The organism is Actinocrinis sp., assembly GCF_035946395.1.
Classification (GTDB): Bacteria; Actinomycetota; Actinomycetes; order Streptomycetales; family Catenulisporaceae; genus Actinocrinis.
On record NZ_DASYZI010000411.1, the window covers coordinates 1 to 13434 of the forward strand.

Below are 13434 nucleotides of genomic sequence, written 5' to 3' on the forward strand. Positions count from 1 at the left end.
CAGTGCATTGACCACTCCGGGATGCGGATTGGCCTTGAGCGAGTAATAGATCAGCGCACCGGTCGGCGACGCCGTACGCACCAACGCGACGCGGTCCCGCAGCACGGTCCGGTTGTATACGTATACCGGAGTCGCACCTGCACGGTGCACGAGCATCCGCGCCGTCTCGTCGTCCAGCGGCGGCGCATTAGTGCCCGTCAATGTGCCGTGCTCGGCATGCTGTCCGGCGTCCTGCTCAGATGTGAGCGTCATCGTGGCCTGCGTCCTCCGTCGGCTTCGGCCAGCGCGGCCAGGAGACGACCGTGCACCCGGTCGACCAGTGTGGCCGCGTACGGGGCGATGCCCCGCCGGTAGTAATAGGTCAGCACCATCTCAGCGCCCGACGTCTGCACCTCACCTTGGAGCTGGTAGCGCAGGTCTCGGCCGAGGGCCCTGGGCTTCCACGAGCCGAGCTCGTCGGGGCGCAGGCCGCGGCGCCTCGGGTGCTGGTTGAACAGGATCGTGGACAGCGGGAAGCCGTCGGAACCGGCGAGACCCAGCGCCTCGACCCGCTCATCGAACTCGAAGTCGCTGTGCCTCGCGCCGTCCTCCAACTGGCGGGCGTACTCGCGGGCGCTGTCGACCAGTACCGTGCCGCCGACGCCACGCACGACGAGCTGGCTCATGTACATGCCGGCCGTACCGGCGCGCGCGCCTTCCCGCACCTGCACCGGTATCACGATATTGAGTTGCTTGAGCGAGAACTCCTCGGCGACCGCGCGGCCGTACGCAGCCAGCGCGACCGCGAAGACTGACACACCGCACGCCGTGGCGATCCGGTGCGCGGCGCGGGTGCCGGACAGGCCGAAGGGGCGTGAGAGCAACTCGCCGGCTCGCGCTGCGTCGCCATCGGCCTCTGGCAGCTCGGTCTGCCCAGCGTCAGTCAACAGATTGAGCCAGTACTGCGCGGAAGGCGAAGTCGCGCCGGGAGGCAGCAGGCGGCGTGTGGCGAGGCAGTATCTGCGGTAGCTCTGGGTGGGGGCCGGGTCGAGTTCGTGGCCGAGGAGAAGGGAAAGCAGCTCGTCGGCGAGAACGTCCATGCTCAGTCCATCAAGGAACAGATGATGTCCGACGAGAATGACGGACGTCGTCTGCGGGCCCGGGACGACGGCTAGGCGCAGCGGGGGCGGTACGGCCGGATCGAGCAGCGGCCCGACGGTCTGAGCGCGGATCGTTTCGACGCGCGCGCGGTATGCGAAAGAGGCGTCGGGTCCCGGGTCGCCAGATTCTGAGTCACGGAGTCCTCGGTCACGGAGTCCTGAGTCACAGTGCCCTGGTTCACAGCGTCCTGAGTCACGGCGCTCTGGGTCACAGCGTCCTGGGTCACAGCGTCCTGGGTCACAGCGTCCTGAGCCGCCGGGCTGCGCGTCGATGAGCACTGACGCGCGCAGGTTCTCCGGCGCCATGTGCGTCAGCCGGGTGCCGTCGGCGCTCAACGCCAGGCGCAGCACGTCGTGTCGGGTGAGCAGCACGGTGACGGCTGCTTCCACGCGGTCGGCGGTGAGAGGCCCGGGGACGACGATCTCGCGTGACAGGTTGCACCAGTTCGCGTTCCCCTCGGCCATGCAGACCGCCATGTACGCGAGCTGACGGGTCGACAGCGGATATTCGTCTCCCGTACCGATGTCGGGTGTCGCAGTCTGCTGAGGGATTGGTGTCGCTGCCGCAGCGGAGCCGGTCTGCTTCAGGAGCTCGGCTACGCCCACGATACTTCGCAGGTCGTAACAGTCCCGTACCGTCAACTCGGTGCCGTACCGCCGATTGGCTTCGAGGACGAAGTCGATCAGCTCCAGCGAGGTCAGGCCCGCTTCCGCGAAACTCGCCGACGCGTCGGCGGGCGCGGCCGGGCCGAGCAGCGTGAGCAGGTCGGTCGTTACGTCGTCGGTCACGTCGTCACTCGCACGTGCTCTGCCGAGGTCGGGCTCACCGGCCGTGCTTGCCGCCTGCTCGGCGACGGCTGCGGCGAGCGCGACACGATCGACCTTTCCGCTGCGCAGCAATGGCAGGTCCGGCCGTAGATGGACGGCCGGTTGCGGAAGGCCGAGGCTGCGGGCGGCCTCGCGGACCCGCGGCAGCAACGACTGGGGGTTGCGGGTCGTTGCGTCTTCGTGGACTGCCAGGAAGGCGTGCGGCCCGCCGTGATCGACGGCGTCGACGACAACACACTGCGAAACTCCGGGCAGTGCCTCGACCGCGTCCACGAAGGCGTGGAACGACACCCGGCGCCCCGAGACCTTCATGTCGTCGCCGAGTCGGCCGATCACGACGACCTCGCCGTTCGGCGCCTCGAACCCGAGATCACCGGTGTGCAGTACGTCGGGCAGTGGCTCGACTCGTGGCTCTTCCTGCTCGGCGGATGCCGCGTGGAACAGGCCCAGCGCGGGTGTGCTGCTGCGAATGAGTACTTCACCGTGTCCACGCGCGTCCGGCTCGGCGATCGTCACAGTTACGCCGGGCCGTGGCCGGCCGACCGGCACGCCGTGACCGACCCCATCCGCCGCGCGTACCGTGCGCCGGTACAACTGCGCGAGGGTGCCCTCGGTCATGCCGTAGAGGTTCACGAACTCGGCATTCGGAGCCAGCGCACTCCATGCCTCGACGACCCGTCCAGGCAGCGATTCCCCGGCGAAGAAGCCGTACCGCAGCGCCGAAAGCTCAAGGCCCTGATCGGCGAGTGCCTGCGCCGTGCGCCGGGCCAGCGACGGAACCAGAAAGGCCAGGGTCGCGCCTCCTGCCGCCAGATGCCGCGCCAGGGCCGCCGGATCCAGTTGCGCGTCGACCTCCGGCAGCCGCAGCCGGCCGCCCGCGGCGAGGACGGCGAGCAACTCGCGCAGTGAGGGGTCGAACGAGACCCTGGTCGCGGCGGCGCACACGTCGTCCGGACCGAGCCCGAATTCGTTGACGAACCAGGACAGGAACACGTTCAGACCACGGCGGCTGCCGACGACCGCCTTCGGCCGCCCGGTCGATCCCGAGGTCGGGATCAGATAGCCGGCGTCGGGATCGACGTGCCGGAAGGCACCGGGGTTGAGGTACCCGGCCGTGGTGTCGAGCACGATGCGGCCGGTGCCGGATTCGAGCACGAGCTCGGCGGTGCCCGCCGCGCCGCGATGCAGATCGATCGCTGATACGTCGCTGCTGATGACCAGAGCGGGTTTCGTGGTCCGCTCGATCCATGCGTACTGCTCGGCGGTCATCCCCGCGTCTATGGGCACTGGGACGGCCCCACATCGCATGCACGCCAGCAAGCCGACGACGTAGGCCGGGCACAGCGGTCCGTACAGCAGGACGTGAGTGCCCGCGGCGTCGAGCGCGTCCAGTACGCCATCGAGATCGTCGGTGGCCTGCGCCACCTGCTCGCGCGTCAGTGTCCTGTTGCGCCAGTCGATCGCCGGCTCGTCGACCTGCGTCATGCGGACTGGAGGGTCGGCGGCTGCGCGACGAGCGGCGCGAGCTCGCGGCAGGCCGGATCGGAGCTGGCGGCGAGCGCGTCGGCGAGGCTCTCGCTGTGGTCCTTGCGCTGATTGAGCCGGAAGCAGGACGTCATGGTCAGGTCATTGATGCGGAAGCCGGCGATGTGCTTCAGGTACTCGCCGCTCAGGTGGTCCGGGATCTCGTCCAGCGTCCAGGTCGAGCCCTCGACGGCGCGTTTCTGCAAGCGGTCCATCATCACCAGCAGGTCCTGCCGGGTCAGCTCCGGGTCGCTCGGCTCAAGCCGGCCGGAGAGCTCCACCGCGCAGTAGAGCCAGGTCGGGATGCGGCTGCGGGTGCCGAACCACTCGGCCGGGGCGAAGCTGTCCGGGCCCAGCACGGTGATCGTGGCGCGCGGCCGGTGTTCGAAGGCTGCCAGCATTGCGTTGGCCCGCGCGATGTGCGCCGCGACGAACAGGCCGTCCGGCGCCTGGCCGCGCAGGTCCAGCGGCAACGGCGAGGTGAACATCTCGTCGCCGAGGTGGGTGGCGAGCACGCCGAAGGACTTGCGGCGCACGAAGGCGGCCATCGCCGCCGGCGGGATGCTGAACTGCTCCTTGGTGTACATGTCTCAGGGCACGTCCTTGAGCTCGGGGTCGAGCAGTTCCAGGCCGACGCCGTCGCGCGCGCCGCGCTGGGGCGGGTGGAACGCGATCGCGTTGAGGGCGCCGGTCAACGCGGTGCGCAGGCCGTCGCCGGCGAATCCGGCGCCGCCCGCGGCGCGCAGCAACCGGCCGCCGACGCCAGGCAGTTCATCCTCGACGCGGTCGCGCGCGCGCACCGACATGTTGAGGCGCGTGCCCTCATCCGCTTGGCCGTCGATGGCGCGTGCCGCGTCGACTACGCCGTCCTCAAGGCGGCGCAGGTGCGCGACCGCGCTGCTCCAGGCCGGTGAGCCTGCGCGCCGGTCCGGGTCGGCGGCCAGGGCGACGCAGTAGGCCACGCCGAGATAGGCGGCACCGATCAGCAACTGGAACCACGTGTAGCAGCCTGCTGCGAAACTCCGGCCGTCCAGCCCGCGCAGCGGGAACAACCGCTCGGCGGGAAGCCGTACGCCGTCGAGATGGACCGAGTGGCTCTGCGCGGCGCGGAAGACGGAACTGTGCCAGAAGGGCTCGACGCGCAGCCCTTCGGCATCGGCGTCGAGAAAGGCCTGCGCGTAGCCTTCGGGGACGCCCTCGGCGGACTGCACCTCGACCATCAGGGACATGATGTCCATGGACATCGACAGGCTACAGGGGCGTTTGAGCCCGCTGACGCGGTAGCCGACACCGTCACCACTGCCGTCACCACCGCCGTCGCCACCATCACCGTCGCGCACCGCGCGGCTGCCGAGCGAGCGCAGGTCGCGGCCGGGAGTGGACTCGGCTCCGCCGGAGGCCACGAGCTTCGCGCCACGCGCGATGTCCTCCAGGATCGTCCCCGCTCCGGCGTCGCCGGCCACGGCCACGTCCGCGAGCGCCGCGATCTTGTAGTGGTGCATCGTCGTGGCGATCGCGGCGGACGGGGCGAGCGCACCGAGCGCGGCCTGGAAGAGCACTGCGTCGACCGCGCCGTGGCCGCCACCGCCGAAGCGGCGCGGCACGAGCATGACCGTCGCACGGGTTTCCTTGAGCGCGGCGAGGACGGGAGAGCTGTCGCGCTCGTATTCGTCCGCCGTGGCGACCGCGAGGCGCTCGTACAAGCCCTCTGCGATCGTTTCGAGCCGCCCGCGCAGGTCCGGAAGGACATCCGTACTCGAATACGTGTCCGTCATGACGTCACCCCCGCGGCGTGATCGAGCAGTCTGCGGGCTGCGGCGTAATCGGTCTTGCCCAGCGCGGTGCGCGGTATCGAGTAGACGAGCTCGTAGCGTTGCGGCAGTTGGTGGGACTGCAACCTGTCGGCGAGGGTTTGCTTGACCTCGGCCAGGTCGAAGGTCGTCTCGCGGTCGGCGACGATCAGCGCGGCGACGCTTTCGGCGCCGGTGGCGTCAGGCATGCCGAGCACGGCGCTCTCCCGGACGCCCGGGCATTCGCGCAGCGCCGCCTCGACCTCCAGCGGCCCGACCTTGTTGCCCGCGACGTTGATGAAGCCGGAGAGCCGGCCGCGCACGTACCAGCCCTCTTCGTCGGCGCGTAGCAGGTCGCGGGTGCGCAGCCATCCGTCCTCGAACATCTCCGCCTCGGCTGCCGGATCGCGGTAGTAGCCGCGGGCCAGGGCAGGGCCGCGCACGTGCAACTCGTACAGCGGCGCGCCATCGGAGTCGCGGGCCGACTGCGGTTCCAGCCGCCATTCGATGCCTGATACCGGCAGGCCGACCGAACCGCCGCCGGCGTACCGGCGGTCGTAGCAGATCACGCCGATCTCGGACAGGCCGTAGACCTGCCGCAGCGGCTTGCGGAAGCGGTCGTGGAAGAGCTGCTGCGTGCTCACCGGCAGCGGCGCGCTGCCCGAGATGGTCAGGCGCAGCGAGCCGAGCTGCTCGGCGGACGCGCTGACCGCGTCGGTGAGCAGCTGATACATGATCGGCAGGCCGCTGACCACGGTGACCGCGGACCGCGCGATCCGGTGGGCCAGGCCACGGCCGGTCAATCGGCCCGCCCGCGCGAACACGACGGTGCCGCCGCGTATCAGGGTCGGCAGGGTCAGTACGTCGATGCCGTGGCAGTGCGAGAGCGGCAGCGCACAGAGCACCACGTCCGCCGGGGTGAGCTCCAGGTCACCGGCCCACAGCCGCACCCTGGCGTCGATCGCACCCTGACTCATCACGATGCCCTTGGGCTCGCCGGTCGAGCCCGACGTGCAGTGCACGACGAAGTCGCCGGGCTGATAGCCGGATGCGGCGCGGGCACGGTGCTCGTCGGCGTCATCGACCTCGTATAGGGCGAACGACGCGGATCCGGCGCCTTCGACGTTCGCATGCTCCTCGTTGTCGGTGGCGAGGACCGTCACGTCGAAGCGCTGCGCGTAACGCCGCATCTGCGCCGCCGGCATGTCGCTGTCGAGCAGGACCACGATCCGGCCGAGCCGGGCCGCCGTGAGGTAGAGCGCGAGGAACGCGGCCGGATCGTCCACGGCCGATCCGAGCACGTCGCCGGGCCTGGTGCGTTCCGCCAGCCGATCCGCCGCCTCGTCGACGGCGGCCAGCAACTCGCCGTAGCCGGTGGCGGTTCCGCCGTGGCCGATCACGGCCACCGCGTCGGGAGCGGCGAGCGCGGCGGTCCGGAAGGCGGAATAGATCACAGTCGGATCTGCCCGCGAAACAGCACCCGCACACCACCCTCGCCGATCGCGGTGCGTCCGTGCAGCGTGCGCTGGTTGTCGATCACGAGCAGATCGCCCTCGGTCCACCGGTGCTGATACGTGTAGCGCGAGCCGCTCAGGTACGCGTCGAGCTCGCCGAGGAAGGCGTCCGACTCCTTTGCGCCAAGCCCCGGTACCCGCACCTGCCAGCCGCGCGCGGTGGCGTCCGGGGCGAAGGCCAGCGCGAGGTTGAGCGAGCGTACCCGACCGTAGTCGCGCACGACGCCGATCGGATACCAGTCCTCTGGCACGCTCGGGAAGTAGCCGCGCTCCTCCACGAGGTATTCGAGGCTGCCGGCCGCGTCGAGCACGGCGCGCAGCCGCTCGGGCATCTGCGCCCACGCACCGAGCTGGTCGCAGACGAAGGTCTCCCCCGAGCCGGGCTCGTCGGCGAACCGCCGCGCGTACAGCACGATCAGGTCGGTGCGCTCGCCGACCAGCAGCCCGTCGGTGTGCAGCGGCAGCATGCCGCGGCCGGTGACGACCTTGCCCGGCTCGCGCGAGGCGTCGAGTTTGAGCAGATCGGCCTTTCCCTCGCCGAACTTGTGGTCGACGAGGGCGCCGATCGCGTGCACGAGGGACTGGAACCGCGGCTCGTCGAGGTCCAGCCCGCGCACCAGCGCGCAGCCGTGTTCGAGGGCTGCGTCGCGCACCCGCGAGCCGAGCGCCGCGAGGTCGTCGTCGGCGTCGAGCACGGCCCCCATGCCGGACTCGGTCAGCGGGGTGGCGGTCGCGGTCATACGGCGGCCCCCTCTCGCGGGCGAGCGGACGCCGGGGAGGCGGCACGCACGCGGCGCACCGCGCGCTCGAACAGCGACCAGTGATCGGCCGGGTCCAGGTCTCCTTCCGCGGCCGCGTCGACGAGTTCCGCGAAGCAGGCTCGGTACAGCGCCGCGCGGTCCGTCACGCCGGTTTCCGACTCCAGCCGGCGCGCCACACCCTGTTGCAGGCCCCCGCCGTGATGCACCGCGACCTTGCGCCGCCACGCGACCCCGGACGGCACTCGGCTCTGCATCGCGGTGCGCAGGTGGAACTTCTCGCGGCCCTCGCGCACCTTGCACTCCGGCGCGGTCTCCAACGCCACGCGCATCACCGGCCAGCTCCAGAACGGATGGTCCATCGCGGTCCCGTAGGCCAGCGCCATCCGGTTGGACAGCTCGTTGCTGAACCGGGTGCGGTCCACCGCGGCGAGCACCTGGGCGGTCAGCTCGGCCGGGTCCGCAAACGGCTGATACAGCCCGGCGTTGATCAGGTCACTGCCGTACCCGGTGAGCACGTGCGAGCCGGGCGGCACGACACCGAGCCGCTGCGCGCTGGTCGCGGTCAGCGCGACCTCCACGTTCTCGGCGTCGGCGGCGGCGAGCCAGCGCACCGCCTCGGGGATGGAGGCGATGATGTCGTCCTCGGCCAGCTGCACCGGACGCAGCTCGATGCCGAGGTGGGCGCACAGTTCGGCGGCGGCCTCGAACTCGTCGCCCCACGGCGTGCCGATGCTGTACGGGGTCACCGGCACGCCGCTGGTTGCCGCGAGCCAGGTCACGGTGCCGGAGTCGATGCCGCCGGACAGCAGCGTGGCGAAGCCAGGCCGGGTGGCGGTGGTCCGTGCGTCCGCGGCGTGGATCCGGGCGATCCGGGCGGCCAGCGCCTCCAGTTGGGCCTCGCCGGCGGCAAGGGGATCGGTGCGATGCGATGCGAGGAATCCGCCGAGCGGATCCGGCTCCTCGGTGGTGCCGGTGGTCCACTGCGCCGGGTGGCCGTCCGCGCGGCGGGTGGTGGTGACGGTGCCGTGCACGAGCCGGTCGACGCCGCGCAGCAGGGTGCCGCGCGGATGCGTGGGCCGGCCGTCGACGAGCTCGACCGGCATGCCCAGCGCGGGCAGGACGATCGGCGCCAGGAAGAGGTCGGTGAAATAGGCGAAGCGCCCGCGCATCCGGTCGGCGGCGAAGAAGACCGGATCGGTGTTGAGCGCTGAGATCCGGACACTGACTTCGTGCTCGTCGACGCGCAGCGTGCTGGCCGGTTCGCCCGCGTCGCGGTCGGACGGCGTCATCAGCGTCCGTACGTCGAGTTCGATCGGCCGGCCTGCGGGCGGGTCGAGCGTCGCGCCGTCGGGCCCGCGGTAGTAGACGTGCAGGCCGTCGAGATCGAGGTGCTGCCCGAAGTGTTCGAGCCGGGGGGCGGGGATGGCGGTGACGGCGCACCAGCGACCGACCGGGGTCACGGATCAGACCACCTTTCCGATGATGCGGCGCATCCGGTGTTGTGCCTCGCCGGCGCTGAACGCGGTGCGGTGTGAGCGCTTGCCCTCCTCGCGCACGCGGCGCAGTCCCTCGACGAGGGGACCGTTCACGCGCGGCCGGGTGGACTGCACGGCGGCCCGCGTGTAGCCCGCTATGCGGCGGGCGTGCTCGATGGCGCGATCGAGCAGGTCTTCGGGCGCGGTCACCTCGTGCAACAGCTGGTCGGCGAGCGCCCGCTCGGCGGGCCAGTCGGCGCAGGTGTACAGCATCTGCTGCATGACGCTGCGCCCGGCGACCCGCTCCAGCAGGTAGCCGCCGAAGTTGCAGGCGATGCCGACCCGGAACTCGGGCATCACCAGGATCGACGCGCTGCTGCCGACACGCAGGTCGCAGCACAGTGCGATCTGTAGGCCGACGCCGATGGCGTACCCGTCGATCGCCGCGACGACGGGCTTCGATATCCCGGCCACGGTCATGTAGAGGTCGGTGATGTCTTCGACCCACGAGTCGACCTCGTCGCCGCCGTGGAATTCGGAGACCTCGTTGAAGTCGCCGCCCGCGCCGAACGAGCGGCCGGCGCCGCCGTAGAGCACGACGCAGCCGACGTCCTCGTCCGCGTCGAGACTGAGCATCAGTGCTCTTAGTTCACGCATCCGCTCGCTGCTGAACGGATTCTGCGCGTGCGCCTCGGTGAACTGGACGAGCGCGACGCCGCCGGGAAGCGCTTCGCAGGTCATACTGGTCAGTGCGGAGTTAAGTGCCGACATCCCGTCCCCTCGCTGGCACATCCGTCCCCGCGGCACGCCGAACAAATCGACGGTTCGGTGTGCGAAGCGGCAGCCAGCACCATAACCCGGACGCGACGAGCCAGGTCAATCAGTGTCCGCATTCTGGACGTCAGAACATTGGTTTACGTTTGCACCGCGCGTGACCAGCGCCACTGCGAATTCGCGCGAGCGGCGTTGACAGCTCTCGATTGCGGTCTCCAGGATGGGGATTACGAACCCTGCCCGCCAACATATCAGGAGTCGTATATGCCGAAGCCGCGGCAGCCCGCTCCCCCGCTCGACGTCGAACTGGTCGGCGGCGGCCGCTGGGTACTGGCCGAGCAGCGCCCGCAGCTGTGGAGCGTGATCGTGTTCTACCGGGGCGTGCACTGCAACGTGTGCCGCGGCTACATCGGCGAGCTCGACCGGCTGGTCGACGACTTCGCCGCGGCGGGCGCAACCAGCGTGGTGGCCGTCAGCGGCAACGACGAGGCCGACGCGAAGCGCACGGTGCAGGAGTGGGGCCTGAACCGGGTCCAGATCGGTTTCGGGCACAGCCTTGACTCGATGCGCGCTTGGGGCCTGTACCTGTCGAAGGGAATCAGGGACAACCAGCCCGACGAGTACAACGAGCCGGGCCTGTTCATCATCAAGCCGGACGGCACCCTGTACGCCTCGGTCGTCGGCACCATGCCGTTCATGCGCCCGCCGCTGCCCGACGTCCTGGAGACGCTGCGCTGGGTGAACGAGCACGACTATCCGGCGCGCGGCGAGCTGTGACGCCCCCAGCCCTCCGGTCGGGTTCGCGTCGGCCCGGCTTTAACTTGAATCAATCCAGAAAATGGGCAAGACTCGGGGCGTGCCCAAGAACAGCACGGGGTTCGAAAGCATGTTGCGCGGGGCCGCTCTGCGTGTGACACGTCCACGCGTGTCGGTGCTGGCCGCCGTGTACGATCATCCGCACGCCGACACGGATTCGATCGTCGGTGTCGTGCGCGCGGATCTGGGCGACGTCTCCCGCCAGGCCATCTACGACGTGCTGCGCGCGCTGACCACCGCGGGCCTGGTGCGGCGCATCCAGCCCGCGGGTTCCGTCGCGCGTTACGAGTCGCGAGTCGGCGACAACCATCATCATGTGGTGTGCCGTTCGTGCGGTGACATAGCCGATGCCGACTGCGCGATAGGCGAGACCCCCTGCCTGATCGCGTCCCACGACCACGGCTATGCGATCGACGAGGCCGAGGTCATCTACTGGGGCCTGTGCCCCAGGTGCTCGACCGCATCAAGCTCCTCCGCATCAAGTTCCCGAGGAAACCCCTGATCCTGGAGAGGATTCCCATGTCCGAAAATCCCGACGCCGCCGTTGGTGAGATGAACGAACCGGCCGGAGGCAGCGGCTCCGCGCCCCGCCTCAAGCACCCGACCGAGGGCGGGGGGAACCGCGACTGGTGGCCGAACCAGCTCAACCTTGAGATCCTGCGCAAACACCCTGCCGCAGCCAATCCGATGGGTGCTGACTTCGACTACGCCGCCGCGTTCGAAGGCCTCGACCTCGACGCCCTGACCAGGGACGTCGACGAGGTGCTGACGACCTCGCAGGACTGGTGGCCCGCCGACTTCGGCCACTACGGGCCGTTCATGATCCGGATGGCCTGGCACAGCGCCGGCACGTACCGCATCAACGACGGCCGCGGCGGAGCGGGCGCCGGCATGCAGCGCTTCGCCCCGCTCAACAGCTGGCCCGACAACGGCAACCTCGACAAGGCGCGCCGGCTGCTGTGGCCGGTGAAGAAGAAGTACGGCAAGCAGATCTCCTGGGCCGACCTGATGATCTTCGCGGGCAACCGCTCGCTGGAGTCGATGGGCTTCAAGACCTTCGGCTTCGCCGGCGGCCGCACGGACGTCTGGGAGCCGGACGAGGACGTCTACTGGGGCCCGGAGCGCACCTGGCTCGGCGACCAGCGCTACAGCGGCGACCGCGAGCTGGAGAAGCCGCTGGCCGCGGTGCAGATGGGCCTGATCTACGTCAACCCGGAGGGCCCGAACGGCGTGCCGGACCCGCTGGCCGCGGCCCGGGACATCCGCGAGACGTTCCGCCGGATGGCGATGAACGACGAGGAGACCGTCGCGCTGATCGTCGGCGGGCACTCGTTCGGCAAGACGCACGGCGCGGCCGACCCGGACAAGTACGTCGGCCCCGAGCCCGAGGGCGCGCCGCTGGAGGAGCAGGGCCTGGGCTGGAAGAACAGCCACGGCAGCGGCAAGGGCCGCGACGCGATCACCAGCGGCATCGAGGTCACCTGGACGGCCACGCCGACGCGCTGGGACAACAGCTTCCTGGAGAACCTGTTCGGCCACGAGTGGGAGCTGACCAAGAGCCCCGCCGGCGCCTGGCAGTGGAAGCCGAAGGACGGCGCGGGCGCCGGCACCGTGCCCGACCCGGAGGACGGCCGGCTCAGCCGCGCGCCGGGCATGCTGACCACGGACCTCTCGCTGCGGTTCGACCCGATCTACGAGCAGATCTCCCGCCGCTTCCTGGAGCACCCGCAGCAGCTTGAGGACGCGTTCGCCCGTGCCTGGTTCAAGCTGACGCACCGTGACATGGGTCCGCGCGTGCGCTATCTCGGGTCGCTGGTCCCGCAGGAGGAGCTGCTGTGGCAGGACGTCCTGCCCGCGGTGACGCACGAGCTGGTCGACGCGCAGGACGTGGCCGCCCTGAAGGGCAAGATCCTCGACTCCGGGCTGGCCGTCTCGCAGCTGGTCTCCACCGCGTGGGCGTCGGCCTCGACGTTCCGCGGCAGCGACAAGCGCGGCGGCGCGAACGGCGCGCGCATCCGGCTCTCGCCGCAGCGCGAGTGGGAGGTCAACGACCCCGACTCGCTGGCGGCCGTGCTGCGCACCCTTGAGGGGATCCAGGCGGAGTTCAACGGCGCGCAGAGCGGGGCGAAGCAGGTCTCGCTGGCCGATCTCGTCGTGCTCGGCGGGTGCGCCGCGGTCGAGCGGGCCGCGAAGGAGGCCGGCTTCGACGTCACGGTCCCGTTCACCGCGGGGCGCGCGGACGCGGCGCAGGAGCAGACGGACACCGAGTCCTTCGCCGCGCTCGAACCGGTCGCCGACGGCTTCCGCAACTACCGCGGCAAGGGCAACCGGCTGCCGTCCGAGTACCTGCTGGTCGACCGCGCGAACCTGCTGACGCTGAGCGCGCCCGAGATGACCGTCCTGGTCGGCGGCCTGCGCGTGCTGGGCACCAACTTCCAGCAGTCCGCGCTGGGCGTCCTGACCGCAAAGCCAGGGGCGCTGACCAACGACTTCTTCGTCAACCTGCTCGACATGGGCACCGAGTGGTCGCCGGCCTCCGAGGACGCGGAGACCTTCGAGGGCCGCGACCGCGCCACCGGCGAGCTCAAGTGGACCGGCAGCCGCGTCGACCTGGTCTTCGGCTCGAACTCGGAGCTGCGCGCGCTCGCCGAGGTCTACGCGAGCGACGACGCGCAGGAGAAGTTCGTGCACGACTTCGTGGCCGCGTTCGACAAGGTGATGAACCTCGACCGGTTCGACCTGCCGGGGCACAGGATCTGATGCAGTGAGAGTTTGATGCACTGAGGATCTGATGCACTGACACCGGCGTCCGG

The 13434-nt window shown here is 70.2% G+C and carries 10 protein-coding genes and 1 pseudogene; 3 read left to right on the forward strand and 8 right to left on the reverse strand.

Annotated elements, in window-relative coordinates; genetic code table 11:
* From VGS97_RS25630 to VGS97_RS25665, 8 genes and pseudogenes are all read right to left on the reverse strand, one after another.
* Window positions 1–252: pseudogene (locus tag VGS97_RS25630) on the reverse strand (hypothetical protein); the annotation flags it as partial.
* On the reverse strand, window positions 249–3452 hold the full coding sequence (locus VGS97_RS25635; RefSeq protein ID WP_326856214.1) for an AMP-binding protein: 3204 nt from the start codon (window positions 3450–3452) through the stop codon (window positions 249–251). The gene VGS97_RS25635 and the pseudogene VGS97_RS25630, both read right to left, overlap by 4 nt.
* Entirely contained in the window at window positions 3449–4078 is a 630-nt protein-coding gene (locus VGS97_RS25640) for an FMN-binding negative transcriptional regulator (RefSeq protein ID WP_326856215.1), read from the reverse strand. The genes VGS97_RS25635 and VGS97_RS25640 overlap by 4 nt, the downstream gene beginning before the upstream one ends.
* 3 nt (window positions 4079–4081) lie before the next feature.
* Window positions 4082–5266 carry an acyl-CoA dehydrogenase family protein gene (locus VGS97_RS25645; RefSeq protein ID WP_326856216.1) on the reverse strand — a complete coding sequence of 395 codons (1185 nt, stop codon included), beginning with the start codon at window positions 5264–5266 and terminating at the stop codon, window positions 4082–4084.
* Window positions 5263–6735 (reverse strand): class I adenylate-forming enzyme family protein, encoded by a 1473-nt coding sequence (locus tag VGS97_RS25650; protein ID WP_326856217.1) that lies wholly within the window; start codon window positions 6733–6735, stop codon window positions 5263–5265. The genes VGS97_RS25645 and VGS97_RS25650 overlap by 4 nt, the downstream gene beginning before the upstream one ends.
* On the reverse strand, window positions 6732–7535 hold the full coding sequence (locus VGS97_RS25655; protein WP_326856218.1) for a TauD/TfdA family dioxygenase: 804 nt from the start codon (window positions 7533–7535) through the stop codon (window positions 6732–6734). The genes VGS97_RS25650 and VGS97_RS25655 overlap by 4 nt, the downstream gene beginning before the upstream one ends.
* Window positions 7532–9016, reverse strand: a complete 1485-nt coding sequence (locus VGS97_RS25660; RefSeq protein WP_326856219.1) for an asparagine synthase-related protein — start codon at window positions 9014–9016, stop codon at window positions 7532–7534. The genes VGS97_RS25655 and VGS97_RS25660 overlap by 4 nt, the downstream gene beginning before the upstream one ends.
* Window positions 9017–9019: 3 nt before the next feature.
* The gene (locus tag VGS97_RS25665; protein WP_326856220.1) at window positions 9020–9802 is read right to left on the reverse strand and encodes an enoyl-CoA hydratase/isomerase family protein; all 783 of its coding nucleotides are present in this window, start codon (window positions 9800–9802) and stop codon (window positions 9020–9022) included.
* A 267-nt stretch (window positions 9803–10069) separates the two neighbouring features.
* Between VGS97_RS25665 and VGS97_RS25670 the strand changes: the two genes are divergently transcribed.
* The 3 genes from VGS97_RS25670 (at window position 10070) to katG (ending at window position 13381) form a co-directional block, all read left to right on the forward strand.
* Complete coding sequence (locus VGS97_RS25670; RefSeq protein ID WP_326856221.1) at window positions 10070–10582, forward strand: redoxin domain-containing protein; 513 nt, start codon at window positions 10070–10072, stop codon at window positions 10580–10582.
* A gap of 61 nt (window positions 10583–10643) precedes the next feature.
* A complete protein-coding gene (locus VGS97_RS25675; RefSeq protein ID WP_349262262.1) occupies window positions 10644–11123 on the forward strand; it encodes a Fur family transcriptional regulator in 480 nt (159 codons plus the stop codon).
* A 17-nt stretch (window positions 11124–11140) separates the two neighbouring features.
* Complete coding sequence (katG, locus tag VGS97_RS25680) at window positions 11141–13381, forward strand: catalase/peroxidase HPI (RefSeq protein ID WP_326856223.1); 2241 nt, start codon at window positions 11141–11143, stop codon at window positions 13379–13381.
* The last annotated feature ends 53 nt before the right edge of the window (window positions 13382–13434 follow it).